Origin of the sequence: Microbacterium sp. NPDC090225, from assembly GCF_044772365.1 — a bacterium.
Taxonomy (GTDB): Bacteria; Actinomycetota; Actinomycetes; order Actinomycetales; family Microbacteriaceae; genus Microbacterium.
The window spans coordinates 390,422-415,803 of sequence record NZ_JBIVYS010000001.1 but is presented as its reverse complement, the minus strand read 5'-3'; the positions used below and the strand labels follow the sequence as shown (position 1 = coordinate 415,803).

At 68.8% G+C, this 25,382-nt stretch carries 21 protein-coding genes; 11 read left to right on the top strand and 10 right to left on the bottom strand.

Annotation, left to right across the window (positions count from 1 at the left end; all coding sequences use genetic code 11):
* The first annotated feature begins 42 nt into the window (after window positions 1-42).
* Window positions 43-1,230: a histidine kinase gene (locus ACIQTT_RS02050; RefSeq protein WP_402785307.1), complete on the top strand. Its 1,188-nt coding sequence runs from the start codon at window positions 43-45 to the stop codon at window positions 1,228-1,230.
* Window positions 1,227-1,895 (top strand): response regulator, encoded by a 669-nt coding sequence (locus tag ACIQTT_RS02045; protein WP_402785304.1) that lies wholly within the window; start codon window positions 1,227-1,229, stop codon window positions 1,893-1,895. Before ACIQTT_RS02050 ends, ACIQTT_RS02045 begins: the two co-directional genes overlap by 4 nt.
* Before the next feature lie 68 nt (window positions 1,896-1,963).
* Here the strand turns inward: ACIQTT_RS02045 and ACIQTT_RS02040 are convergent, their stop codons facing one another.
* The 4 genes from ACIQTT_RS02040 to zapE form a co-directional block, all read right to left on the bottom strand.
* Window positions 1,964-2,347: an SPW repeat protein gene (locus tag ACIQTT_RS02040; RefSeq protein ID WP_402785301.1), complete on the bottom strand. Its 384-nt coding sequence runs from the start codon at window positions 2,345-2,347 to the stop codon at window positions 1,964-1,966.
* Between the two features lie 82 nt (window positions 2,348-2,429).
* A complete protein-coding gene (locus ACIQTT_RS02035; RefSeq protein ID WP_402785299.1) occupies window positions 2,430-2,984 on the bottom strand; it encodes a type II toxin-antitoxin system PemK/MazF family toxin in 555 nt (184 codons plus the stop codon).
* 31 nt (window positions 2,985-3,015) lie between these two features.
* The gene (locus tag ACIQTT_RS02030; protein ID WP_402785297.1) at window positions 3,016-4,254 is read right to left on the bottom strand and encodes an ammonium transporter; all 1,239 of its coding nucleotides are present in this window, start codon (window positions 4,252-4,254) and stop codon (window positions 3,016-3,018) included.
* A 114-nt stretch (window positions 4,255-4,368) separates the two neighbouring features.
* A complete protein-coding gene (gene zapE, locus ACIQTT_RS02025) occupies window positions 4,369-5,412 on the bottom strand; it encodes a cell division protein ZapE (RefSeq protein ID WP_402785295.1) in 1,044 nt (347 codons plus the stop codon).
* 130 nt (window positions 5,413-5,542) lie between these two features.
* On the opposite strand from zapE, the gene ACIQTT_RS02020 reads away from it, so the two are divergent.
* Both ACIQTT_RS02020 and ACIQTT_RS02015 read left to right on the top strand, forming a co-directional pair.
* Window positions 5,543-6,436: a sulfurtransferase gene (locus tag ACIQTT_RS02020; protein WP_402785293.1), complete on the top strand. Its 894-nt coding sequence runs from the start codon at window positions 5,543-5,545 to the stop codon at window positions 6,434-6,436.
* A gap of 19 nt (window positions 6,437-6,455) precedes the next feature.
* On the top strand, window positions 6,456-6,887 hold the full coding sequence (locus ACIQTT_RS02015; RefSeq protein WP_402785291.1) for a SufE family protein: 432 nt from the start codon (window positions 6,456-6,458) through the stop codon (window positions 6,885-6,887).
* Here ACIQTT_RS02015 and ACIQTT_RS02010 read toward each other — a convergent pair.
* A complete protein-coding gene (locus tag ACIQTT_RS02010) occupies window positions 6,871-8,025 on the bottom strand; it encodes an alpha/beta hydrolase (protein ID WP_402785289.1) in 1,155 nt (384 codons plus the stop codon). The genes ACIQTT_RS02015 and ACIQTT_RS02010 overlap by 17 nt on opposite strands.
* Window positions 8,026-8,050: 25 nt before the next feature.
* On the opposite strand from ACIQTT_RS02010, the gene ACIQTT_RS02005 reads away from it, so the two are divergent.
* The 4 genes from ACIQTT_RS02005 to ACIQTT_RS01990 all read left to right on the top strand — a co-directional run bounded on the left by ACIQTT_RS02005 (window position 8,051) and on the right by ACIQTT_RS01990 (window position 13,265).
* Window positions 8,051-8,632, top strand: coding sequence for a DUF3000 family protein (locus ACIQTT_RS02005; protein ID WP_402785288.1), 582 nt, complete (start codon window positions 8,051-8,053; stop codon window positions 8,630-8,632).
* A complete protein-coding gene (locus ACIQTT_RS02000; RefSeq protein ID WP_402785285.1) occupies window positions 8,625-9,818 on the top strand; it encodes a ribonuclease D in 1,194 nt (397 codons plus the stop codon). The genes ACIQTT_RS02005 and ACIQTT_RS02000 overlap by 8 nt, the downstream gene beginning before the upstream one ends.
* 73 nt (window positions 9,819-9,891) lie before the next feature.
* Entirely contained in the window at window positions 9,892-11,097 is a 1,206-nt protein-coding gene (locus ACIQTT_RS01995) for a thiolase family protein (protein WP_247622379.1), read from the top strand.
* Entirely contained in the window at window positions 11,097-13,265 is a 2,169-nt protein-coding gene (locus tag ACIQTT_RS01990; RefSeq protein WP_402785282.1) for a 3-hydroxyacyl-CoA dehydrogenase NAD-binding domain-containing protein, read from the top strand. The genes ACIQTT_RS01995 and ACIQTT_RS01990 overlap by 1 nt, the downstream gene beginning before the upstream one ends.
* A 65-nt stretch (window positions 13,266-13,330) precedes the next feature.
* Here ACIQTT_RS01990 and ACIQTT_RS01985 read toward each other — a convergent pair whose 3' ends face one another.
* The 3 genes from ACIQTT_RS01985 to ACIQTT_RS01975 are packed head-to-tail and all read right to left on the bottom strand — an operon-like array spanning window position 13,331 to window position 17,496.
* On the bottom strand, window positions 13,331-14,965 hold the full coding sequence (locus ACIQTT_RS01985; protein ID WP_402785279.1) for a GMC oxidoreductase: 1,635 nt from the start codon (window positions 14,963-14,965) through the stop codon (window positions 13,331-13,333).
* Window positions 14,958-15,872 carry a YegS/Rv2252/BmrU family lipid kinase gene (locus ACIQTT_RS01980; protein ID WP_402785276.1) on the bottom strand — a complete coding sequence of 305 codons (915 nt, stop codon included), beginning with the start codon at window positions 15,870-15,872 and terminating at the stop codon, window positions 14,958-14,960. The genes ACIQTT_RS01985 and ACIQTT_RS01980 overlap by 8 nt, the downstream gene beginning before the upstream one ends.
* 1 nt (window position 15,873) lies before the next feature.
* Complete coding sequence (locus ACIQTT_RS01975) at window positions 15,874-17,496, bottom strand: FAD-binding oxidoreductase (RefSeq protein WP_402785273.1); 1,623 nt, start codon at window positions 17,494-17,496, stop codon at window positions 15,874-15,876.
* A 20-nt stretch (window positions 17,497-17,516) separates the two neighbouring features.
* Here ACIQTT_RS01975 and ACIQTT_RS01970 point away from each other — a divergent pair, with 20 nt between their 5' ends.
* The 3 genes from ACIQTT_RS01970 (at window position 17,517) to ACIQTT_RS01960 (ending at window position 20,380) form a co-directional block, all read left to right on the top strand.
* Window positions 17,517-18,104 (top strand): TetR/AcrR family transcriptional regulator, encoded by a 588-nt coding sequence (locus tag ACIQTT_RS01970; RefSeq protein ID WP_402785270.1) that lies wholly within the window; start codon window positions 17,517-17,519, stop codon window positions 18,102-18,104.
* A complete protein-coding gene (locus ACIQTT_RS01965) occupies window positions 18,101-19,549 on the top strand; it encodes an FAD-dependent oxidoreductase (protein WP_402785267.1) in 1,449 nt (482 codons plus the stop codon). The genes ACIQTT_RS01970 and ACIQTT_RS01965 overlap by 4 nt, the downstream gene beginning before the upstream one ends.
* A gap of 135 nt (window positions 19,550-19,684) precedes the next feature.
* Window positions 19,685-20,380 carry an SPFH domain-containing protein gene (locus ACIQTT_RS01960; RefSeq protein ID WP_402785264.1) on the top strand — a complete coding sequence of 232 codons (696 nt, stop codon included), beginning with the start codon at window positions 19,685-19,687 and terminating at the stop codon, window positions 20,378-20,380.
* 12 nt (window positions 20,381-20,392) lie between these two features.
* On the opposite strand, the gene dxs is transcribed toward ACIQTT_RS01960, so the two are convergent.
* Together dxs and ACIQTT_RS01950 are read right to left on the bottom strand one after the other, a co-directional pair.
* The gene (gene dxs, locus ACIQTT_RS01955; RefSeq protein WP_402785261.1) at window positions 20,393-22,333 is read right to left on the bottom strand and encodes a 1-deoxy-D-xylulose-5-phosphate synthase; all 1,941 of its coding nucleotides are present in this window, start codon (window positions 22,331-22,333) and stop codon (window positions 20,393-20,395) included.
* A gap of 156 nt (window positions 22,334-22,489) precedes the next feature.
* Complete coding sequence (locus ACIQTT_RS01950) at window positions 22,490-25,327, bottom strand: aconitate hydratase (RefSeq protein ID WP_402785258.1); 2,838 nt, start codon at window positions 25,325-25,327, stop codon at window positions 22,490-22,492.
* Window positions 25,328-25,382 lie beyond the last annotated feature (55 nt).

Sequence of the window (25,382 nt, the reverse complement as noted above, 5' to 3'; positions counted from 1 at the left end):
GGAACGGACGCAGCGGCCTGCGTTCCACGGCAGACTGTGGGGATGGCAGAGCTCACGGACGTCCCCGAGGCGCCTGCCGACCCGCGCCCGCGCATGCCGGTGTGGCTCCCCGATGTCCTCGTGTCGATCGTCGTGCTCGTGTTCGCCCTGGCGCCGACACCGATCCCCGATTTCCGGCCGACGAGCGTGCCCTCCCTCGTGCTCGTGCTCCTACCCCTCCTGCTCGTCCCCTGGCGACGGCGATGGCCTCTGCTCACCCTCGCCGCGCTCCTGGTGAACTTCGGTGCGGCAGCGGCCACCGGCATCCTCTCCCCCGGCATCGGGATCGCGATCGGACTCGCGATGTACCAGGTGACACTGCGCACGACCCGTCGGCGGGCCCTGCTGATCGCCGCGTGCGCCGTCGTCGCGGTGATGCTGCTGTCGCTGCTGTCGGCGATCGGCTCGGTGTACGACCCGCGTGCGTTCCAGTTCGGGCTGATCGTGGCGCTCTCGACCGCGCTCGGCGACGCGGCGCGCTCACGGCGCGACTACATCTCCGCCATCACCGAGCGCGCGGAACGCGCGGTGCGCAGCCGAGAGTCCGAAGCACAGCGGCGCGTGAGCGAGGAGCGGCTGCGCATCGCGCGGGATCTGCACGACGCGGTCGCGCACCAGATCGCGGTCATCAGTCTGCAAGCGGGCGTTGCGACATCGGTGATCGACGATCGACCCGAGAAGGCCAAGCAGGCGTTGGCCACGATCCGCGGCGCTGCACGAATCGTGCTCGGCGAGATCGGAGACCTCATGTCGATGCTGCGAACGACCGACGACGGCGAGCAGGCGTCGGTCCCGCAGGCGGGCATGGACCGGATCGATGATCTGGTCGCGCAGTTCGCCGCGTCGGGCCTCGAGGTCACGGTGCGCCGAGAGGGCGACCTGGAGGGCGTCACCGGTGCGACCGGTCTCGTCGCCTACAGAGTCGTGCAGGAGGCGCTCACGAACGCGCACAAGCACGGCGCCGAGCATCGGGCGCACCTCCTGCTCCACACCGACGACGAGGAGCTGAGGATCTCGGTCACCAATCCGATGGTGATGCCGCCGGCGCGCGCAGTCGAGGATTCCTCCGGACTCGGTCTGGTCGGTCTCCGGGAGCGCGTGGCATCGGTGCGGGGCACGGTCGACGCCGGACCCGACGGCAGCGGCTGGAAGATCCAGGCCCGAATGCCCCGATCGAAGGAGCAGTCATGATCCGCGTTCTCGTGGTCGACGACCAGGCCCTGATCCGTCAGGCGGTCGCCGACATCCTCGGCGCTCAGGACGACTTCGACATCGTCGGCCTGGCCGCCAACGGGCGGGAAGCGGTCGACCTCGTCGCGGCACGCCGCCCCGACGTGGTGATCATGGACATCCGGATGCCCGTCCTCGACGGCATCGAGGCGACCACCCGGATCTGCGGCACGCCGGGTCTCGAGGGCGTGCGCGTGCTCATCCTCACCACGTTCGAGGAGGACGAGTATCTCGTCCAGGCGCTTCGCGCCGGCGCCAGCGGCTTCATCGGCAAGGGCGCCGAGCCCGATGAGATCCCCCGGGCCGTGCGCTCCGTGCACGCCGGCGACGCACTGCTCTCACCCCTGGCGACGCGCGCACTCATCGATCGCTTCGTCGCGATGCCCGTGCGCGGAGCGCCGGTGCCGGGAGTCGCCGAGCTCGAATCGCTCACCGACCGCGAGCGCGAAGTGTTGCTGATGGTCGCGCGGGGACGGTCCAACCAGGAGATCGCCGCGGACCTCTTCATCTCGCCGCACACCGCCAAGACGCATGTGAACCGCATCATGACGAAGGTCGGTGCTCACGACCGTGCCCAGCTCGTGATCCTCGCCTATGAGAGCGGCCTGCTCGTCCGCGGCGGCTGAGCGACGTCATACGCACGTGAAAGCGCCCCTCCTGCTCAGAACAGGAGGGGCGCCGTCTTGTACGCGTATCAGGCTCGAGCGGCCCGGGGCGTGGTCTGGGGCTGCGGCTGCGAGAACAGCACGACGATGATGACGGTCACACCCACGACGACGTGGGGCAGCCAGACGTTGAGGGCCTCTCCGGAGAAGCCGAAGATCCACGGCGACAGGGCCAGGAACAGGCTCGCGACGATGTCGAAGACGAGGTGCACGGGCATCGGGATGAACCCGAAGGGACCCCATTCGTACTTCGTGAAGAGGCTGTAGACGATGAGGCCGACACCGAGCACGATCGGGATGATGACCGCCGCGCCGCCGACGGCGGAGAAACCGAACAGCCACGGTGCCGCGATCAGCGCGATGCCGACGAGGTAGTCGAGGACTCCGTGGACCTTCGTGGGGATGAAACGCATGATGCCTCCTTGTGCGGGGAACCGCGAGAGCGGCTCATGCAAGGAGTTCGGCACCCCGGAGGAATCGGATTGGAGGAATCTCCTACCGGCTCGCTCGCCATCCATAGCGCCGCTGCAGTGCGGCGGCGACCCGATCGAAGCGCGACCGCGCGAGCACCGCGGCCTCGCGGCGCATTCCGGCGTCGTGCACGCTGTAGAGCTGCTCGACGTCGACCCAGGACTCGCGCCCCTGGGAGTCCCAGTCCCCCGACCCGATCGAGAGGTAGTCGCGATCGCCGTCGTGCGATCGGCTGGTCATCCTCACCGCGTACACCCGGTCCGCGGACTCCCGGCCGATCACGAGCACCGGGCGGTCCTTGCCCCGGCCGTCGCCCTCCTCGTACGGCACCCAGGTCCAGATGATCTCCCCGGCGTCGGGAGCACCGTCGCGATCGGGCGCGTAGGAGATGAGGACGCCGTCGAGGTGCGCGGGATCGAGGCGCACGGTCTCGGTCCCGCGGGAGCGCTCGGCATCCGTTCTCGACGCCTTCAGAACGGCCGAACGTCCCGGCTCCTTTCGGGGCCGGGACGTTCGGGGTGTCAGTGCGTCGAGCAGCGCCTGCGCGATCGTGACGAGGATGCTCCTGGATGAACTCACACGTTCACACTACGTCGCTCGCGCTGTCCGATCATGCGTTGGTGAGCGCGTAGCCCTCCTCGCCGTGGACGACGGAGTCGACACCGGCGATCTCGTCTTCGCTCGTGATGCGGAAGCCGATCGTCTTCTCGATCGCGAAGCCGATGATGAAGGCGACGACGAAGGAGTAGATCAGCACGCCGCCGGCGGCGATCGCCTGCACGGCCAACAGGCGCCAGTCACCACCGGTGAACATGCCCTGACCGGTGGCGAAGAAGCCGAGGTAGAGGGTACCGATGAGACCACCGACGAGGTGGATGCCGACGACGTCGAGCGAGTCGTCGAAGCCGAGACGGAACTTCAGCTCGACGGCCAGGGCGCAGACGACACCGGCGACGAGGCCGAGGACCAGTGCCCAGCCGGGCGTCAGGTTGGCGCAGGCGGGGGTGATGGCGACGAGACCGGCGACGGCACCCGAGGCGGCGCCGACCGAGGTGGGCTTGCCGTCCTTGATCTTCTCGATGACGATCCAACCGAGGATGGCCGCAGCCGTGGCGCCGAGGGTGTTGATGCCGATGAGTCCGACACCGCCCATGTCCTCCGACAGCCACTCCGCACCGGCGTTGAAGCCGAACCAGCCGAACCACAGCAGAGCGGCACCGAGGAGCGTCAGCGGCACGTTGTGCGGCTTGAGGATGCCCTTCTGGAAGCCGATGCGCTTGCCGAGGACGAGGGCGAGGGCGAGGGCCGCAGCACCCGCGTTGATGTGCACCGCGGTACCACCGGCGTAGTCGATGACGGCGATGCCGCTGTCCTCACCGAAGAGCGTGGTGCCGAGGTTCATGATCCAACCGCCGCCCCAGACCCACGCGGCGATCGGGAAGTACCCGACCGTGGCGAAGATGCCGGCGAAGATCAGCCACGAGCCGAACTTGGCGCGGTCGGCGATGGCGCCGGAGATCAGGGCGACCGTGATGATCGCGAAGGTGGCGCCGTAGGCGACGCCGAGGAGGGCGACGTTCGCGTCGGGACCCTCGGAGAGCGCCCCGAGACCGAAGTCGGCGAACGGGTTGCCCGCGAACTGGGTCGGGCTGTCGACCGCGCTCATCGAGTAGCCGAACAGGATCCAGAGCACGGCCACCAGTCCGATGGAGCCGAAGCTCATCATCATCATGCTGACCACGCTCTTCGCCTTGACCAGGCCGCCGTAGAAGAAGGCGACACCGGGGGTCATGAGAAGAACGAGGGCGGTCGCGGTGATCGCCCAGGAGATGTTGCCGGGAGCATCCATGGAATACCTCACATCCGAGTAACTGAGAGCACCAGTGTGGCGATGCCCGGTTTCGGGAAGACGCGAGGAGTGTTTCGCTCCGGTTACACCCGGCGTCGGTGTGTAACCATCGCGTTACGCGCGGCTGGAATGCGTCAGTGCATTGAGCCGGGAGATGGCGCGCAGGTACTTCTTGCGGTAGCCGCCGCCGAGCATCTCCTCGGCGAAGACCTGGTCCAGCGATACTCCGGTCGCGACGATCGGGATCTGCGCGTCGTACACACGGTCGACGAAGGCGACGAAGCGGAGCGCCTCGGACTGATCGGTGAGAACGCGCACATCGCGCAGGCCCACCAGACGGACGCCGTCGATCAGTCGGATGTACCGGGAGGGGTGAACCCGGGCCAGATGCGAGACGACATCGTCGAAGGCGTCATCGGAGACGAGTCCGGAGTCGGATGCCTCGGCGATCGCCGAGGCGTAATCCTCATCGGAGAGCACGACGGAGTGCCCGTCGATCGCCCGCTGACGGAAGTCGACACCGTCGATCCGCATCGTCTGGAAGCTGTCCGACATCTGATGGATCTCGCGCAGGAAGTCCTGCGCGGCGAACCGCCCCTCTCCCAGAGCATTCGGCGGGGTGTTCGACGTGGCGGCGAGCTTCGTGCCGGACGTGACGAGTTCACCCAGCAGGCGCGTCATGACCATGGTGTCGCCCGGATCGTCGAGCTCGAACTCGTCGATGCAGAGGAGATCGGCGCCCCGCAGCAGGTCCACCGTGTTCTTGTATCCGAGCGCCCCGACCAGGGCGGTGTACTCGATGAACGATCCGAAGTACTTCCGCCGGGCGGGCATCGCGTGATAGATCGACGCGAGCAGGTGCGTCTTCCCGACGCCGAAACCGCCGTCGAGATAGACGCCGGGCTTGACCGCCGGCTCCTTCTTGGGTCGGCTGAAGAACGACGCCTTCTTGACCGGCGCTCCGCGTCCGGCGAACCGCAGGAGCGTCTCCTTCGCCTCCTCCTGGGAGGGGTACGCCTCGTCCGCGCGGTAGCTGTCGAACGTCGCACCGTCGAACTGCGGCGGCGGTACGAGGCTCGCGAGCATCTCGGGACCGGTGACGGTCGGCTGTCGGTCGCTGAGGCGCACGACGCCCGTGGTGCTCTGCGTGTCGGTCATTCGTTTCCTGTGTCGAAGTCTTACGAATCCGGCGCCTGCGGCACCGCGGGGAACTATCGTCGAAGCGACGGATCAACACTACGCCGTCGCCGCCCGCCCCTTTCACTCGCACACCCCCGAGGAGCATCCCGTGACCATCGAGTTCGACACGTCGTCCGCAAAGTTCGCAGAGTACTCCGAGCCGGGTCGGCTCGTCAGCACGGAGTGGCTCGCCGCTCACCTGGGAGATCCGGGGCTCGTCGTCGTCGAGTCCGACGAGGACGTGCTCCTGTACGAGACCGGGCACATCCCGGGAGCGGTGAAGGTGGACTGGCACACCGAGCTCAACGACCCGGTCGTGCGCGACTACGTCGACGGCGAGGGTTTCGCCGAGTTGCTGAGCCGCAAGGGCATCGCCCGCGACGACACGGTGGTCATCTACGGCGACAAGAACAACTGGTGGGCCGCCTACGCCCTGTGGGTGTTCTCGCTGTTCGGTCACGAGGACGTTCGTCTGCTCGACGGCGGCCGCGACCGCTGGATCTCCGAGGGCCGTGAGATCACGCGCGAGGCGACGAACCGCCCCGCGGTCGAGTACCCGATCGTCGAGCGCGACGACACGCTGCTGCGCGCCTACAAGGAGGACGTGCTCTCCCACATCGGCAAGCCGCTGATCGACGTGCGCTCGCCCGAGGAATACAGCGGGGAGCGCACGACGGCCCCCGCATACCCGGAAGAGGGCACCCTGCGCGCCGGCCACATCCCCACCGCGCAGAGCGTGCCGTGGGCGAAGGCGGTCGCGGAGGACGGCGGGTTCAAGTCCCGCGCCGAACTCGATGCCATCTACCGCGACGGCGCCGGTCTCGCCGACGGCGACGAGGTCGTCGCCTACTGCCGCATCGGCGAGCGGTCGAGCCACACGTGGTTCGTCCTCAAGCACCTCCTCGGGTTCGAGAACGTGCGCAACTACGACGGCTCCTGGACCGAGTGGGGCAGCGCGGTGCGCGTTCCGATCGTCACCGGCTCGGAGCCCGGATCGCTCTGAGCGTGTGACAATGACAGGGATGAGCGATACGCACGTTCCTGAGACCCTCGCCGAGATCCGAGACGCCTTCCTCGAGACGCCCGAGAGCGACCGGCTGCTGCTCCTTCTGGAGTTCGCCGACGAGCTCCCGGAGGTGTCCGAGGAGGTCGCGAACCATCCCGAGATGTGCGAGCGCGTGGCGGAGTGCCAGTCCCCCGTCTACATCTACGTCGAGATCGTCGACGGTCGCGTCGTCATGCACGCCACCGCTCCGCCGGAGGCTCCGACGACCCGGGGGTTCGCGAGCATCCTGGTGCAGGGCATCACGGGTCTCACGCCCGACCAGGTGCTGGCCATCCCGGAGGACTACCCGCAGGCGATCGGTCTGACCAAGGCCGTCTCCCCCCTGCGCATCGGCGGCATGACGGGCATGCTCATGCGGGCGAAGAAGCAGGTCAGGCAGAAGCGCTGAAGCCCTGTTCCGCGAGCCAATCGCGGATCGCCGTCGTCCACCCGGCCTCGTCGTAGTTCCAGATCTTGGTGTGACGTGCGCCCGAGAAGGCCGGCATCGTGACGAGGTCGGGGCGCGCATCGCGCAGGGCATGGGACACGTCCGCCGGCACGAAGCCGTCGTCGTCGCTGTGCAGGATGAGGATGGGAGCGGCGAGTTCCTCCGCGCGCGCGACCATGTCGAGGCGGTCGAACGGGATCGCGTCCTCCGCGCCGCTCAGTCGCGCGGTCACCGGAAGGGACAGCGCCCCCATCGCCAGCAACGGGAGCGGTGCACGGAGCCCGGCCTCCTTCGCCTGGTAGCGCAGCACCGTGCGCCAGTCGACCACCGGCGACTCGAGGATGAGGCCGGCGATGCGATCGCGGTTGCCGGAGTTCACGGCGGTCTGCAGCGAGACTGCCCCGCCCATCGACCAGCCCATCAGGATCACCCGCTCGGCTCCGTGCCGCAGGGCGTAGGCGATCGCGGCATCCACATCACGCCACTCCGCGGCTCCGAGGGCATACGCCCCGCCGCGGCTGCGCGGAGCCTCGCCGTCGTTGCGATACGAGACGACGAGGTTCGGCAGTCCCGCAGCGTGCAGGACGGGCACCGCGCGCAGGCACTCCGCCCTGGTCGTTCCGCGCCCGTGCACCTGGATGACCCAGGTTGTCGACTCGGCGGGGAAGAACCACGCCGGGCAGGGACCGGCGGGCGAACCGATGAGGACGTTGCTCCACGGCAGGTGCAGCTCGGACGGAGCAGCGTAGTACCAGCCGCTGAAGCCCGCGTCACGATCCACCCGCGCACCCGGCTCGATCTGGGTCAGGAGCTTGCGCCGCACGGTCGTGCTGTCGGCGCTGAGAACGGCGCCCAGCTTGACGTATCCGTACGTTCCCGTCGTGTAGAGCCCGTAGCGCCCCGGAAGCTCGGTATCGAGCGTGCGACCGAGCTCGATGGTCTGCGCTCCGGTGTCGACCGCCACGATCTTCGTGTTCGGTCCGCTCCGGGTCGGCATGACGACCCGACGGGCGATGCTCAGCACGAGCAGCGCGGACGCCGCTCCGAGCGCGAGCAGAACGGGGAGAAGGAGTGCAACGGCGTGCCTGAGACTCTTCATCGCTTCCTGACTCTAGCCTGTTGCCGTGACCGCACCCCCCGATGCCGGGACCCTCTTCGAGAACGCCGCCGCAGAATTGCGTGAGACGGCGTTCCGTGCCGACATCACCGTGCGCGAGATTCCGACCCCCACCGGCCTCGCCCCCTTCGCTCTGGCGCTCGCTGCAGACGTCCGGCCCGACGACGACGGCGACTCCGTCTACGGAACGGGTCGCTTCGTACTGCTCCACGATCCGGAGGAGCCCACAGGATGGGGAGGAGCCTGGCGGATCGTGATCTTCGCGCAGGCACCCCTCGAGACCGAGATCGGCACCGATCCGCTTCTCGCCGACGTGACCTGGTCGTGGCTCGTCGATGCCCTCGACTCCCGAGAGGCCCGGTACAGCTCGCCGTCGGGCACCTCGACCAAGACGCTGTCGAAGGGCTTCGGGGGCCTCGCCCTCGAAGGCGACGGCGCACAGATAGAATTGCGGGCGTCCTGGACTCCGCAGGGCCCGTTCCGACCGCACGTCGAGGCATGGGCCGAACTGGTCGGAATGCTGGCGGGTCTTCCGCCCGGTTCCGAGGGCATCGCCGTTCTCGGCGCGCGAAAGGCTGTACGTGACTGAATACTCCGTGATCTCGGATGCCGAGGAGTTCCGCGCCGCCTGCGCCGTGCTCGCGAACGGCACCGGACCGGTCGCCGTCGATGTCGAGCGCGCCTCCGGCTTCCGTTATTCCCAGCGCGCCTACCTCGTGCAGGTCTTCCGCCGCGACGCCGGCGTCTTCCTCTTCGACCCGCCCGCCATCGGCGATCTCACCCCGCTGAACGCGGCGATCGGCGACGTCGAATGGGTCTTCCACGCCGCGAGTCAGGATCTGCCTTCGTTGCGCGAACTCGATCTCGATCCGCACACGATCTTCGACACCGAACTCGCGTCGCGCCTGCTCGGGCACGAGCGCGTGGGTCTCGCCGCCGTCGTCGAGCACACGCTCGGCATCACGTTGAAGAAGGAGCACTCGGCCGCGGACTGGTCGACGCGCCCTCTGCCGGATTCCTGGCTCGAGTACGCGGCTCTCGACGTTCTGCACCTGATCGACGTGCGCGACGCTCTCGCCCTCGAGCTCGACGAGCAGGAGAAGACGGCATTCGCGGCCGAGGAGTTCGCGGCGACACTGAGCCGTGCACCCAAGCCGCCCCGCGAGGACCCCTGGCGACGTCTGAGCGGACTGCACCAGGTGCGCGGCGCCCGCAACCTCGCCGTGGCGCGCTCCCTCTGGCAGGCCCGCGAAGCATATGCGCAGGCGCAGGACGTCTCTCCCGGGCGGCTCATCCCCGACCGCTCGCTGGTGGCGGCGGTCATGGCGAATCCGCAGAGCAAGCAGGCACTCGCCGGCATCAAGGAGTTCCAGGGACGGGCGAGTCGCACGCAGCTCGACCGCTGGTGGCAGGCCATCGTCGACGGGCGGGCGACCGAGGAACTGCCGCGCGAACGGGTTCCGAGCGATGCTCTGCCTCCCCCGCGCGCATGGGCGGATCGCAATCCCGAGGCGGATGCACGGCTCAAGGCCGCGCGGCCCGTGGTCGAGGCGATCGCCGAGGAACTGCACATGCCGACCGAGAATCTGTTGACCCCCGATTACCTGCGCCGCGTCGCGTGGGCGCCCGCGGGCGACACCCCCGAAGCGATCGGTGATGCGCTGACCGCGCTGGGGGCGCGCGCCTGGCAGGTTGAACAAACCGCACAGAAGATCGCCGCCGCTTTTGTAGAAGCAGCGCAACAGCCCGACGAGGCTCCCGCCGCCGGTTCGTAGGTTCGATCCAACCGATTCCTCCCCGTTTCGGGGCCTCCCTAGACTGAGGCCACCGCACAAACTTGGAGGCAGAGTGGCCGAGATCTCGGACGTCTTCTTCGTCGATGGAGTGCGCACCCCCTTCGGGCGCGCCGGCGAAAAGGGCATGTACTGGAACACCCGCGCAGACGACCTCGCCGTGAAGGCGACCATCGGTCTCATGGAGCGGAATCAGGCCGTCCCGGCCGACCGCATCGACGACGTCGCGATCGCCGCGACCTCGCAGACCGGGGATCAGGGGCTCACGCTCGGCCGCTCCGTGGCGATCCTCGCCGGACTCCCCCAGACCGTTCCCGGCCTCGCGGTCGAGCGGATGTGCGCGGGAGCGATGACCAGCGTGACGACCATGGGCGCCTCGATCGGGGTGGGCATGTACGACCTGGCTCTCGCCGGCGGCGTCGAGCACATGGGACACCACCCGATCGGTGGCAACGCCGACCCGAACCCGCGCTTCGTCGCCGAGAAGATGGTCGATCCGGGTGCGCTCAACATGGGCGTCACGGCCGAGCGCATCTTCGATCGCTTCCCGCACCTCACCAAGGAGCGCTCCGACCGGTTCGGCATGCTCAGCCAGCACAAGGTGCAGGCCGCCTACGACGCCGGCAAGATCCAGCCCGACCTCGTCTCGGTCGCGATCAAGGATGCCGAGGGCGCCTGGGGTCTCGCCACCGAGGACGAGGGGCGTCGCCCCCAGACCACGATGGAGGACCTGGCCGCTCTGAAGACGCCGTTCCGTCCGCACGGCCGCGTCACCGCCGGCACGTCCTCGCCCCTCACCGACGGCGCGACGATGTCGCTGCTCGCCGGTGGCGGCGCGGTCAAGGAGCTGGGTCTCGCACCGAAGATGCGCATGGTGTCGTTCGCGTTCGCCGGAGTCCAGCCCGAGATCATGGGCATCGGCCCGATCCCGTCGACCGAGAAGGCGCTGAAGAAGGCCGGCCTGTCGATCTCAGACATCGGACTCTTCGAACTCAACGAGGCATTCGCCATCCAGGTCATCTCGTTGCTCGACCACTTCGGCATCGCGGATGACGACCCCCGGGTCAACCAGTGGGGCGGGGCGATCGCCCTCGGCCACCCGCTCGCGGCATCCGGTGTGCGTCTGATGATCCAGCTCGCGGCCCAGTTCGCCGAGCGCCCCGACGTCCGTTACGGCCTGACCGCGATGTGCGTCGGCCTCGGGCAGGGCGGTTCGGTCATCTGGGAGAACCCGCACTACGACGGCAAGAAGCGGAAGTGATGGCAGGCATGGCGAACACGGTTTCCGAACAGTACGCGAACGTCGACTTCGCACCGATCCAGGCGCTCACCGACGGCGAGGTGATCACGAAGTCCCCCGCCCGCGACATCCGTCTGGCGTCGGGCAAGGTGCTCGCGCTCATCACGCTCGACAACGGCCGCGACCACACCCGTCCGAACACCCTCGGCCCCGCGACGCTCACGCAGCTCGGCGAGACTCTCGACGCTCTCGCCGCGCGAGCGGCCGCCGGAGAGATCCAGGCGGTCGGCATCACCGGTAAGCAGTACATCCTCGCCGCGGGCGCGGATCTCTCCGACATCAGCAAGGTCGGATCGCGCGACAACGCCCGGCTCATCGCGCAGCTCGGCCACAAGGTGCTGGGCAAGTTCGGCGAGCTCGGCGTGCCCTCGTTCGCCTTCGTGAACGGTCTCGCGCTGGGGGGCGGACTCGAGATCGCGCTGAACTCGACCTACCGCACGGTCGACTCCTCCGCCGCGGCGATCGCCCTGCCCGAGGTCTTCCTCGGCATCATCCCCGGCTGGGGCGGAGCGTACCTGCTGCCGAACCTGATCGGTATCGAGAACGCGCTCGAGGTCGTCATCTCGAACCCGCTCAAACAGAACCGGATGCTCAAGCCGCAGCAGGCGTTCGATCTCGGCATCTTCGACGCGATCTTCCCCGCCGCGAACTATCTCGAGAACTCCCTGGCCTGGGCGGACGCGGTGCTCGGCGGCAAGAAGGTCGAGCGCAAGAACGAGCCCGGCAAGCTCGAGCGGCTCACCAAGTGGCCGATCGCGATCAAGATGGCGCGCGGCATGCTCGAGTCGAAGATCGGCACTGTGCCGACGTCGCCCTATGCGGCGCTCGAGCTGCTCGACAAGGCCAAGAGCGGAACCAAGGCGGAGGGGTTCGCCCGTGAGGACGAAGCCCTCGCGGATCTCGTCACGGGCGACCAGTTCGCGGCGTCCATGTACGCGTTCGATCTCGTGCAGAAGCGCGCGAAGCGGCCCGTCGGCGCCCCCGACAAGCAGCTCGCGAAGAAGGTCACCAAGGTCGGCATCATCGGCGCCGGTCTCATGGCCAGCCAGTTCGCGCTGTTGTTCGTGCGCAAGCTGCAGGTGCCGGTGCTCATCACTGACCTGGATCAGGCACGCGTCGACAAGGGCGTGGCGTACATCCACGAGGAGATCGGGAAGCTGGAGACGAAGGGTCGCCTCGACGCGGACTCCGCCAACAAGCTGCGCGCGCTCGTCACCGGCACCACCGACAAGAGCCTGTACGCGGACTGCGACTTCGTGATCGAGGCCGTGTTCGAAGAGGTCGGCGTCAAGCAGCAGGTGTTCGGAGAGATCGAGAAGATCATCGCGGAGGACGCGATCCTGGCGACGAACACCTCGTCGCTGTCGGTCGCGGAGATCGGCGAGAAGCTGGCACACCCCGAGCGTCTCGTCGGCTTCCACTTCTTCAACCCGGTCGCGGTCATGCCGCTGATCGAGATCGTGAAGACGCCGAACACCTCGGATGCCGCACTGTCGACGGCCTTCGTCGTCGCGCGCAATCTCGGCAAGAACGCGGTGCTCACCGCCGACGCTCCCGGGTTCGTCGTGAACCGCCTGCTGGCGAAGGTCATGGGCGAAGCCGCACGCGCCGTGTACGAGGGCACCCCCATCGTCGACGTCGAGAAGGCCTTCGGCCCGCTCGGCCTGCCGATGGGGCCGTTCCAGTTGATCGACCTCGTCGGCTGGAAGGTCGCCGCGCACGTCCAGGACACGATGGCGACGGCGTTCCCCGAGCGGTTCTACGCGAACGAGAACTTCCACGCCCTGGCCGAACTGGACGCGATCGTCGAGAAGGACAAGGGCGGCCGGGTCACCGGGTGGACGAAGCAGGCCGAGAAGCTGCTGAAGCCCGCCGTCGGTTCCGCTCCCGCATCTGCGGCGACCATCCTCCAGCGCGTGCAGGACGGGCTGGCCGACGAGATCAAGCGGATGCTGGACGAGGGCGTCGTCCCGGAGGTGGAGGACATCGATCTCTGCCTGATCCTGGGCGCGGGGTGGCCGTTCATCGACGGCGGCGCCTCGCCGTACCTCGACCGGCAGGGCGCGTCGGATCGTGCTTTCGGAGGATCGTTCCACACCCCGCAGATCCGGGGCGTCGAGAACCGCTGACCACGCGCAGCGGAGGGGGTCGTGCGACATGCACGGCCCCCTCCGTCGTTCCCGGGCCCCTTCCCTCAGGGCGCGAGCAACCGGTCCTGATCGGGACGATCGTCCTCGGCACCCGCCTCGGGCCAGTACGAGAACGCGCGCTCGGCGAGAGCGGTGATCGTGAGCGAGGGATTCACGCCGGGATTCGCGGGCACCGCCGCGCCGTCGACGACGTGCAGGCCGGGATGCCCCCACACGCGATGGTACGGATCGATCACGCCCGTGCGCGGCGAGGCGGAGATCACCGCTCCCCCGAGGAAGTGAGCGGTCAGCGGCACTCCGAACACCTCGGGCCACGATCCCCGCGCGGCCGAGGGCACTCCTCCGTCCTGCTGCATCCGCGCCGCGATCGCCTCCGCCGCGCGATGCGCCTGCGGGAGGTGGGAGGGATTCGGTGCGCCGTGTCCCTGCGCACTCGTCATCACCAGGCGTCCCCACCGGCGCCGGAGCGACAGCGTGAGCGAGTTGTCGGCGGTCTGCATGACGAGCGCGATGATCCCGCGTTCGCTCCAACGCCGCAGAGAGGACAGGCGCGCCATCCTCAGCGGGGCGCGCAGCGACTGTCCGATGAGGTAACCGAGGCGACGGATCGCACCGCGATCGCCCGGGACGAGAGCCGTCGCGAGGGCGCCCATGAGGTTCGAGCCCGGGCCGTACCGCACGTTCTCGACGTGCGTGCGGTCGTCGATGTGGAACGAGGTCGTGATCGCGATCCCGCGGGCGAGCTCGAGCGATGCCGGCACGGAGACGGCGACCGAGCCGTCCAGCGCCTCGGAGTTCGTGCGGGTCAGCCTTCCGATCGTTTCGGGCACCTGCGGCAGGGCTCCCGAGCGCCGCATGCGGTGCAGCAGCTGCTGCGTCCCCCATGTGCCGGCCGCGAGCACGACCTCGCGCGCGGTGATCGTCCGCGTCCGTCGCGACCATCCGCTCCGCCGGGTGGTGACGGCGAACCCTCCGGCATCGAGCGCGCGCACCTCGACCACCGTGCGCATCGCTTCGATGACGGCACCGCGTCGCTCGGCCAGCGGCAGGTAGTTCTTCATGAGGGTGTTCTTCGCGCCGACCCGGCATCCGACCATGCAGTTGCCGCAGAGGGTGCATCCCGTGCGGTCGGGTCCTTCGCCGCCGAAGAAGGGATCGGGCACGCGCTCCCCCGGCTTCCCGAACCAGACGCCGACCGGCGCGTGCCGGAAGGTCGCGCCGACACCGAGGTCGTCCGCCGCCCCGGCCATGATCCGTTCGACGGGTCCGGTGTGCGGATAGCGCTCGACGGCTCCGAGCATCCGTTTCGCGGTCGCGTAGTGCGGCTCGAGCTCCTGCTCCCATGCCGCGATCCCTCGCCACTGCTCGTCGTCGAAGAACGCCGGCCCGGGCTGGTAGAGGGTGTTGGCGTAGTTCAACGAGCCGCCGCCGACGCCGGCACCCGCGAGGATCATCACGTGCGGAAGCCGATGGATCCGCTGGATGCCGAAGCATCCCACCTGCGGCGCCCAGAGATAGCGCCGCACGTTCCAGTTGGTCTTGGCGAAGTCGTCGTCCTCGAAGCGCCTCCCGGCCTCGTAGACACGCACGCGGTATCCCTTCTCCGCTGCGCGAAGCGCTGCCACCGCACCGCCGAACCCCGAACCGACGACCACGACATCCTCGTCGAACTCAGTCACCGGGGTGCGCCTTCGTCGCCGGCACCAGGATCGAGAGCGCTCGCGACCGCACACCGATCGTGCACTCGTCCGTTGCGACCCGTTCCCCATCGGCGTACACGACCATGCCCGGAGCTGACACCGTCACCGTGTGTGCCCGCCGATGAGCGACCTCCGGACGGGTGAGATGGCGGCCGCGGAGCAGCAGGGGGAAGAGACGCAGCAGGCGGAGCCGACCGATGGGCACGACCTGCACGATGTCGAGCTGCCCGTCGTCGGGCAGCGCCGTCGGGCAGATCGGCATTCCCCCGCCGTAGCTCGACGTGTTGCCGACCGCGACCAGCGTCCCCGGGGCGACGGTGGGCGTCCCGTCATCGATGCCGACGGTGAAGCGCATCGGGCGCAGACGCGCGACCTCGATCAGCACCGCCAGGTAGTAACGGAGTGCGCCGCGCGGCCACCGCAGCCGATTCGTGCGATCGCTCACCTTGGCGTCGAAGCCGAGCGCCGCGACCGTGAGGAAGGGGGTCGTGCGCCCGGCGCTCCGCACCTCGCCCACGTCGACGTGCCGCACGACGCCGTCGAGGGCGAGATCGGCCGCGTCCGCGGCATCCCTCCGGGCCAACCCGAGTGCGCGGGCGAGATCGTTCCCGGTCCCGGCCGGGACCAGTACGATCGGCACGGCCGATCCCTGCACGGCGGGGAGGATCCCGGCGAGCGTTCCGTCGCCGCCGACGACGACCAGTGCCCGCGGCGCCGCGCTCACCGCCTGCGCCGCGAGGGTCGCGGTCTCCGCCGCGGATCCGCCCGAGTACTCGCGCACCTCGCACCCTCGGTCGCGCAGACGGGCGACCGCGACGGCCGCGTCCGAACGCCCCCGTCCCTTGCCGGAGAGCGGATTGGACAGTACAGCGATGTGAGCACCCACCTCAGACCTCCGAGGAATGCACGAGCAGCGCGCCGGGGTTGAGGATGCCGCGCGGGTCGAGCTCGTGCTTGACCGCCCGCAGGATGCGTAGCCCGGTGTCACCGATCTCGTCGGCGAGCCAGGGGGCGTGGTCGCGTCCGACGCCGTGATGGTGACTGATCGTGCCGCCCGTCGCGATGATCGCGTCGTTCACCATCGCTTTCACGCGTCCCCACACCGCGAGCTGATCGCCGCGAATGCCGGCGAGCACCGTGAAGTACAACGAGGCTCCCGTGGGGTACACGTGCGACACGTGGCACATCACGTACGATCGCGCATCGGCGTCACCGAAGCCCTTCTTCAACGCCCCCTCGATCGCCCGCTTCAGCACCGGGAGGTTCGACCACGTCGTCGCCGTCTCGAGCGTCTCGCAGAAGACCCCGGCGTCGAGGAGCGCATCGCGCAGGTACGGGCCGTCGAATCGGCCCCGCAGCCACTCCGCGGCGTCTCCCTCTCCCGACGACTCTCCGCCGACTGCCCGCAGCAGCTCTGCCGTGCGCTCACGACGGTGAGCGGCGTCGTCGCCCTCGAAGACCGTCACCGCACTCGCGCCGCGCGAAAGAAGGCGTCCGATCCGGCCGACCTGTGCCAGGCTCACGGCGGTCTCCGACTCGTCTGACAGACGGATCACGGTCGGCCCCGTACCGTGCTGAGCCACCCGCCGCAGCGCGTCGGCACCGGTGGCGAAATCCGGGAAGGTCCACGCCTCGAAGATCCGCTCACGCGGGATGGGATGCACCCGCACCCGCACCTCGGTGATCACCCCGAGGGTCCCCTCGGAGCCGAGGAAGAGGCGCGTCAGATCCGGTCCCGCGGCCGATCCCGGAGCGCGCCCGAGGTCGAGATCGCCCGTCGGCGTCGCCACGCGGATGCCGGTGACCATCCCGTCGAATCGCCCGTTCCCCGCCGAGTTCTGCCCCGACGACCGCGCCGCGGCGAATCCGCCGATCGTGGCATAACGGAAGCTCTGCGGGTAATGCCCGAGTTCGTGACCGTGCGCCGCCAGCAGGGATTCGGCATCCGGACCGGTGGTGCCGGCACCGAATACCGCCTCGCCGGAGAGCTCGTCGAACCGGAGCAGTCCGGAGAGACGTCGCGTGTCGAGGCTGATCACCGCGCGGCGCCCACCCCGCTCGGGGCGGAGCGCGCCGACGACACTCGTTCCGCCGCCGAACGGGATGACCGCGATGCGCCGCTCCGAGGCCACATCGAGCAGGGCGCGCACATCGTCATGCGTGGACGGGTGCGCCACGGCGTCCGGCGCCTCCTGGATCCGCTGGCGGGCACGCAACAGGTCCGGGGTGGATCGTCCCCCGGAGTGGCGGATCCTTCCCTCGTCCGTGTCGTCGATGCCGTCTGCTCCGATCGCCGCGACCAACGCGGCGAGATCGTCCTCCGTCAGCGAGGAGGAGGGCAGGCGCACATCCTCGAGGTCCACCGCCGGTTCCGGTCGGCGGAGGCGTCCGAGGAGCAACGGGAGAAGAGCGCGGACGGCGCGGGGCAACGGCGTGGCTCGGCGCGGGTCGCCCCAGCCGTTCCATCTCGTCGGCAGATCGTCATCGACCTCGCCGGGATTCCAGTCCATGCGTTACAGTGTGACAGATCATGGAAGAACGTCAACCTACGACACCGACCTGGGACGCGACCCAGGTGCGCATCCTCGATGCCGCGGACGAACTCCTCATCCGCCGAGGCGTCCACGGCGTCACCATCGCCGAACTCTCCCGGCGGTCGGGCCTCAGCCGCCCGACGCTCTACCGTCACTGGAACGACGCCGACGATGTCGTCCGCTCAGCGCTCCTGCGCCGCGTGACCGTGATCCTCGAATCCTTCCCCGAGCCGGCAGGTCGGCGCGGCGACCTCGTCGACGATGTCCTCCGCTTCTCCGCGCTCTTCCACGCCGATCCCGTATACGCGCATCTACTGGCCGATGAGCCCGAGGCGTTCACCCGGTACACCCTGCAGCGTGTCGGCTCCAGCCAGACGATGATCCTGGCCTGGCTCGCCGCGTCCATCACGGCCGCCCAGCGCGGCGGATCCGTACGACGCGGCGACGCACGGGCGATCGCCGTCATGACCCTGCTGATCGCGCAGTCCGCGGTTCTCTCCCAGGGCACCGTCGCCGCGCTCATCGACGACGCGACCTGGGAGAGCGAACTCCGCGCCGCCCTCGACGGGCACCTCCGGCCATGAACAGCGCATCCGCCGCCCTCAACGTCGCGAGGCGGCGCGCCGAACTGGTCCGGGCAGCGGACGACGTGGTCGACCTGCTCGTCGTCGGAGGCGGGATCACCGGTGCCGGAGTCGCACTCGATGCTGCGGCGCGCGGCCTGACCGTCACCCTCATCGAGGCGGAGGACCTCGCATTCGGCACCAGCCGCTTCAGCTCGAAACTGATCCACGGCGGCCTGCGCTATCTTGCCACGGGGGATGTCGCGACCGCCCGGGAGAGCGCCGAGGAACGCCATCTCCTGATGACGGCCATCGCCCCGCACCTGATCCGCCCTCTCCCCCAGCTGCTGCCGTTCGTTCCCGGGGTGACACTGCGCCAGCGTGCCGCGGGAGCCGTCGGAATGACGATGGGAGACCTCCTGCGACTGCGCACACGAACGCCGCGTGCAGTCCTGCCGCATCCACGTCTCATCGGACGCCACCGAGCCCTCACACTCGCGCCCGGCCTCGATCCGAGCGGCCTGCGCGGCGGCATGCTCTCTTTCGATGGGCAGCTCGAGGACGACGCCCGCCTCGTCGTCGCGGTCGCCCGCAGCGCCGCTGCGCGGGGAGCGCGCATCCTCACGCGGGTGCGCGCGGTCTCGCTGCACGCGACGGGAGCGAGAGCGGTCGACACCCTCACCGGCGACACGCTCGACATCCGGGCGCGGTCGGTCGTGAACGCGACCGGGGTGTGGGCGGGAACGCTCGACACGGACCTCACTCTGCGGCCGAGTCGGGGCACCCACATCGTCCTCGACGCGGCTGATCTCGGGCACCCCTCGGCCGCGATCACGATCCCCCACGCCGGATCGATCAGCCGCTACGTCTTCGCACTCCCTCAGCAGCACGGGAGGGTGATCGTCGGGCTCACCGATGAGGATGCCCCCGGTGCGGTGCCGCGCGTCGCGACACCGACCGAGCAGGAGATCGGCTTCCTCCTCACGAGCCTCAACAGCGTGCTCCGCACTCCCGTCGCCCGGCGGAGCGTGCGCGGCGCGTTCGCGGGTCTGCGACCGCTCGTCGACACCGGCGCGGATTCCACCGCCGACATCTCCCGCCGTCACCTCGTGACGGTTTCGGAAGCCGGATTCGTCACCGTGCTCGGCGGCAAGCTGACCACCTATCGGCGGATGGCGGAGGATGCCGTCGACCTCGCCGTGCGCACACGGCGCATCGACGCTCCGCCGAGCCCCACTGCGACGCTCCGTCTCGTCGCACGCGACGTGCCCCGCAGCGAGCCGCTGGTCGGCGGGGTGAGGATAACTCGCGCCGACGTCGAGTACTCGGTGCGCGAGGAAGGCGCACTGTCGACCGATGACGTGCTCGACCGCCGCACGCGGATCGGCCTCGTCGACGACGATCGATCCCGCGCCTACGCGCTCGTCGACGAGATCGTCCGAGAGACCCTCCACATCCTCGGGTGATGATCGGCGATTCCAGCCCGTCCCGTATCCGTCCGGCGGCGGTGGAGGGAACGCCGACCGAACAGCGCATGAACAGCGCGTCCGCACGACCGTTCCCGGCGCGTCGACCTCGAACGAGGGGGCACAGTGGTGGGCATGGACATGCTCCTCTCGATGCTGGGCGGCAAGGGACTCTCGGGTCTGCTCAAGACGGGGACCGCGATCCTCACGATCCTGCTGGTCGTACCCGCCCTCCTGAAGATCTTCATCGTGACCGTGGATGAGGGCTGGGCCGCGATCCGCACCCGCAACGGCAAACCGATCATCCGCAACCGTCCGCAGCGGCGACCCAGCAGTCGCGGCGGCGCCGTCGGCGAAGTGGTCGTGCTGCATCCCGGATCGCACGGTGCGTTCCCGCTCTTCTACTGGTACAAGCTCGTCGACGTGCGTTGCCGGGCGACCGACCTCCCTGCGCGCGAGATGACGGGTGCGAAGGGGCATCAGCATCGCGTGCATGCATCTTTCGAGTGGAGACCGATCCCCACCGGTCAGGATCTCCGGGTGTTCGAGCTCGACGTCGTGAACGTGAAGGAGCGCGCGTCGAACATCGTCGGCGCCGCCCTCCGCGACGTCATCCGCGGCTTCGACGGTGTGGAACTGCCGCACAACGACGAGATCAACACCCGTGTCATCGCCGCGAGTGCCGACGAGGTGCGGCGGGCCTGCGGCGTCGAACTCGTGCGCGTCATGGTCACGGGCGATGCGCTCACCGACGGCTACTTGCTCTCGACCGCGCTCCGCGACACCGATCGCGACGCCCAGGCGGTCGCCGCACTGCACGCGCTCAACTGAGCGGGCGGGCGGTCACCGCTGCTCGTGCAGCGGCAGGTCGATCGTGCCGGTCTCCCCCGCGCTGCGGGCGACGGGAATCCGCGTCCCCAGCACCTGCGCGACGACGTCCTGCGCGATCTTCGACGCCGTCAGCCCGGCATCAGCCAGGATCTGCTCGCGCGACGCGTGGTCGAGGAACTCGTCGGGCAGACCGAGCTCGTCGACTGCCGTGTCGATGCCCGCCTCGCGGAGCACCTGACGGACACGGGTGCCGATCCCACCGACTCGGATGCCGTCCTCCAGCGTGATCACGAGACGGTGACGTGCGGCGAGGGCGACGATCGACGGCTGCACCGGGATCGCCCAGCGCGGGTCGATCACAGTCGCTCCGATGCCCTGCGCGCGTAACCGCTCCGCGACGTCCATGGCCATCGCGGCGAACGGACCGATCGCCACGATCAGCACGTCTTCGCTCTCCCCTCGGGCGAGCACGTCCACGCCGTCGTGGAGGCGATCCAGGGCGGGCAGCTCGGCTGCGACCTCGCCCTTCGGGAAGCGGATGACCGTGGGCGCGTCGTCGACCTGGACGGCCTCCTCCAGCGCTTCCGTGAGACGGATGCCGTCGCGCGGAGCCGCGATACGGATGTGGGGCACGATCTGCAGCATCGCCAGATCCCACATGCCGTGATGGCTGGGTCCGTCGGGACCGGTCACCCCGGCACGGTCGAGCACGAACGTCACGCCTGCGCGGTGCAGCGCGACATCCATGAGCACCTGGTCGAACGCACGCCCCATGAAGGTCGCGTACACCGCGACCACGGGGCGGAGTCCCCCGTATGCGAGACCCGCCGCCGACGCGACCGCGTGCTGCTCGGCGATGCCGACGTCGTAGACGCGATCGGGGAACCGCTCGGCGAAGGGCGCGAGACCGGTGGGACGGAGCATCGCGGCGGTGATCCCGATGACGTCGTCACGGCGCGAGCCGATGTCGACGAGCGCGTCGGAGAAGACGTCCGTCCATCCACGACCGCCCGAGGAGAGCGTCTCCCCCGTCGCGGGATCGATCTTGCCGACGGCGTGGAACTGATCGGCGTCGTCGTCGCGCGCCGGTTGGTAGCCGCGGCCCTTCTCGGTGATCGCATGCACGATGACCGGGGCGCCGTAGGACTTCGCGAGCTCGAAGGTCTCGAGGAGCGCGGGGAGGTCGTGTCCGTCGACCGGGCCCAGGTACTTGATGTCGAGGTTCGAGTACAGGGCCTCGTTGTTCGTGAAGCGCGAGAGGAAACCGTGCGTGCCACCGCGGACGCCACGGAACACCGCGCGCCCCACGGGGCCGAAAGCCCGGAAGAGTCGATCGGACTTGTGGTGGAGGTCCTTGTACGCGGCGGCGGTCCGCACGCGGTTGAGGAAGCGCGACATCCCGCCGATGGTCGGGGCGTACGAGCGACCGTTGTCGTTGACGACGATCACGAGGTTGCGGTCGTTGTCGTCGGAGATGTTGTTGAGCGCCTCCCACGTCATGCCGCCCGTGAGCGATCCGTCGCCGACGACCGCGACCACATGGCGGTCCGCGCGTCCAGTCGCCGTGAGGGCCCGGGAGACGCCGTCGGCCCAGCTCAGAGAACTCGATGCATGTGACGACTCCACCACGTCGTGCGGGCTCTCACCGCGCTGCGGATACCCCGCAAGACCTCCGCGCACGCGCAGGCCGGAGAAGTCCTGGCGCCCGGTGAGCAGCTTGTGCACGTACGACTGGTGACCGGTGTCGAAGATGAACGGATCGTCCGGTGACGAGAACGTGCGGTGCAGCGCGATCGTCAGCTCGACGACGCCGAGGTTCGGGCCGAGGTGCCCACCCGTGCGGGAGACGTTCTCGACGAGGAAGTCGCGGATCTCCTGCGCCAGATCGGTCAGCTGCTCGGCGCTCAGACCGTCGAGGTCCCTGGGTCCTGAGATGCTCGGAAGAATGGGCATCGGCACCTCCTCACCTGCTGTGTCGTCGGTCCCGGACTCGGTACCCGGGGCCTCATCGATGGTACCGCCTACCCCGGAGAATCCCCCGGGAGGCGCACCCCCTGGTATGACGAAGGGGACCCGGCTACGATGCGCCGGGTCCCCTCCTCGGAATGCTCAGACGAGCGAACGCAGAACGTACTGCAGGATGCCGCCGTTGCGGTAGTAGTCCGCCTCACCGGGGGTGTCGATGCGCACGACCGCGTCGAACTCGACGGCCTGCTTGCCCTCGGCCGAGTGCTCGCTCGGGGTGGCCGTGACGCGCACCGTCTTCGGGGTGACGCCGTTGTTGAGCTCTTCCAGGCCGGCGATCGAGACGATCTCGGTGCCGTCGAGGCCCAGCGACTCCCAGCTCTCCCCCGCGGGGAACTGGAGCGGGACGACGCCCATACCGATCAGGTTCGAGCGGTGGATGCGCTCGAAGCTCTCGGTGATGACCGCCTTGACGCCCAGCAGGCTGGTGCCCTTGGCCGCCCAGTCGCGCGACGAGCCGGAACCGTACTCCTTGCCTCCGAAGATGACGAGGGGCGTGCCCTGCTCCTGGTAGTTCATGCTCGCGTCGTAGATGTACGACTGCGGGCCACCCGCCTGGGTGAAGTCGCGAGTGAAGCCACCCTCGACCACGGCACCGTCGTTGACCGCCGACACCATGAGGTTCTTCAGACGGATGTTCGCGAACGTGCCGCGGATCATCACCTCGTGGTTGCCGCGGCGCGAGCCGAAGGAGTTGAAGTCCTTGCGGTCGACGCCGTGCTCGGTCAGGTACTGCGCGGCCGGGGTGCCCGGCTTGATGTTTCCGGCGGGCGAGATGTGGTCGGTGGTGACCGAGTCGCCGAGGGTCGCCATGACACGCGCACCCTGGATGTCCTTCACGGGGGTGAGCTCCATCGTCATACCGTCGAAGTACGGCGCCTTGCGCACGTAGGTCGAGTGCTCGTCCCACTGGAAGATCGCGTCTTCCGGGGTGGGCAGGCTGCGCCAGCGCTCGTCACCGTCGAACACGGTGGCGTACTGCTTGATGAACTGTTCGCGCGAGATCGACGAGTCGACGATCTCCTGCACCTCGTCGGGCGAAGGCCAGATGTCCTTGAGGAACACATCATTGCCGTCGCTGCCCTTGCCGAGCGAGTCGTTCTCGAAGTCGAAGTGCATGGAACCTGCGAGCGCGTAGGCGATGACGAGCGGCGGGCTCGCGAGGTAGTTCATCTTCACGTCGGGGCTGATGCGACCCTCGAAGTTGCGGTTGCCCGAGAGCACGGCGGTGACGGCCAGGTCGTGCGAGTTGATAGCCTCGGAGACCTCTTCGATCAGCGGACCGGAGTTTCCGATGCAGATCGTGCAGCCGTAGCCGACGGTGTAGAAGCCGAGACCCTCGAGATCCTTGTCGAGACCGGACTTCTCGTAGTAGTCGGTGACGACCTTCGAGCCCGGGCCGAGCGTGGTCTTGACCCACGGCTTCTGCTTGAGGCCCTTCTCGAGCGCCTTGCGTGCGACGAGACCGGCGGCGATCATGACCGACGGGTTCGACGTGTTGGTGCACGAGGTGATGGCCGCGAGCGTGACGGCGCCGTTGTCGAGGATGTACTTCTCGCCGCCGGGGGTCGTCACCGGGACGGGCTTGGAGGCGTTCGCCGGAGCACCGCTGTTGATGTGCACGGGGCGCGTGGTGCGGGGCTCCTCTTCGCCGGGGACGTTGCCCGGGTCGGATGCCGGGAACGAGTGCTTGGACTCGAGGTCGACGACGTCGTCGGAGGTGGACGCCGTCGCGTACGCGAGGATGTCCTGCTCGAACTGCGACTTGGCCTCGGACAGGAGGATGCGGTCCTGCGGGCGCTTCGGACCGGCGATCGACGGGACGACGGTCGCGAGGTCGAGCTCGAGGTACTCGCTGAAGACGGGCTCCTGCGAGGGGTCGTGCCACAGCTTCTGCGTCTTGGCGTACGCCTCGACGAGCGCGACGGCCTCTTCGCTGCGACCCGTGAGGCGCAGGTAGTCGAGGGTGACGTCGTCGATCGGGAAGATCGCGGCGGTGGAGCCGAACTCGGGGCTCATGTTGCCGATCGTGGCGCGGTTGGCGAGCGGCACGGATGCCACACCTTCGCCGTAGAACTCGACGAACTTGCCGACGACGCCGTGCTTGCGCAGCTGGTCGGTGATCGTGAGCACGACGTCGGTCGCCGTGACGCCCGCGGGGATCTCACCGCTGAGCTTGAAGCCGACGACGCGCGGGATGAGCATCGACACGGGCTGACCGAGCATCGCGGCCTCTGCCTCGATGCCGCCGACGCCCCAGCCGAGCACGCCGAGGCCGTTGACCATCGTGGTGTGCGAGTCGGTGCCGACGCAGGTGTCGGGGTAGGCGCGCAGGACGCCGCCCACCTCGCGGTCGTAGATGACCTTCGCGAGGTGCTCGATGTTCACCTGGTGCACGATGCCCGTTCCGGGCGGCACGACCTTGAAGTCACTGAAGGCCGTCTGGCCCCAGCGGAGGAACTGGTAGCGCTCACCGTTGCGCTCGTACTCGATCTCGACGTTGCGCTCGAGGGCGTTCTCGGAGCCGAACAGGTCGGCGATGACCGAGTGGTCGATGACCATCTCGGCCGGCGAGAGCGGGTTGATCTTGTTCGCGTCGCCGCCCAGGGCCGTGACGGCCTCGCGCATCGTGGCGAGGTCGACGATGCAGGGCACACCGGTGAAGTCCTGCATCACCACGCGCGCCGGCGTGAACTGGATCTCGGTGTTCGGTTCGGCCGCGGCATCCCACGATCCGAGCGCCTCGATCTGCGCCTTCGTGACGTTCGCGCCGTCCTCGGTGCGAAGGAGGTTCTCCAGCAGCACCTTGAGGCTGAAGGGGAGCTTGTCGAAACCGGGCACCGTGTCGATGCGGAAGATCTCGTAGTCGGTGCTGCCGACCGTCAGGGTGCTCTGGGCACCGAAGCTGTTCACCGTGGACACGATTCCGTCTCCTTCTGATCTGATGGAAGCGACAGGCGATTCCATCTTGCTCGCC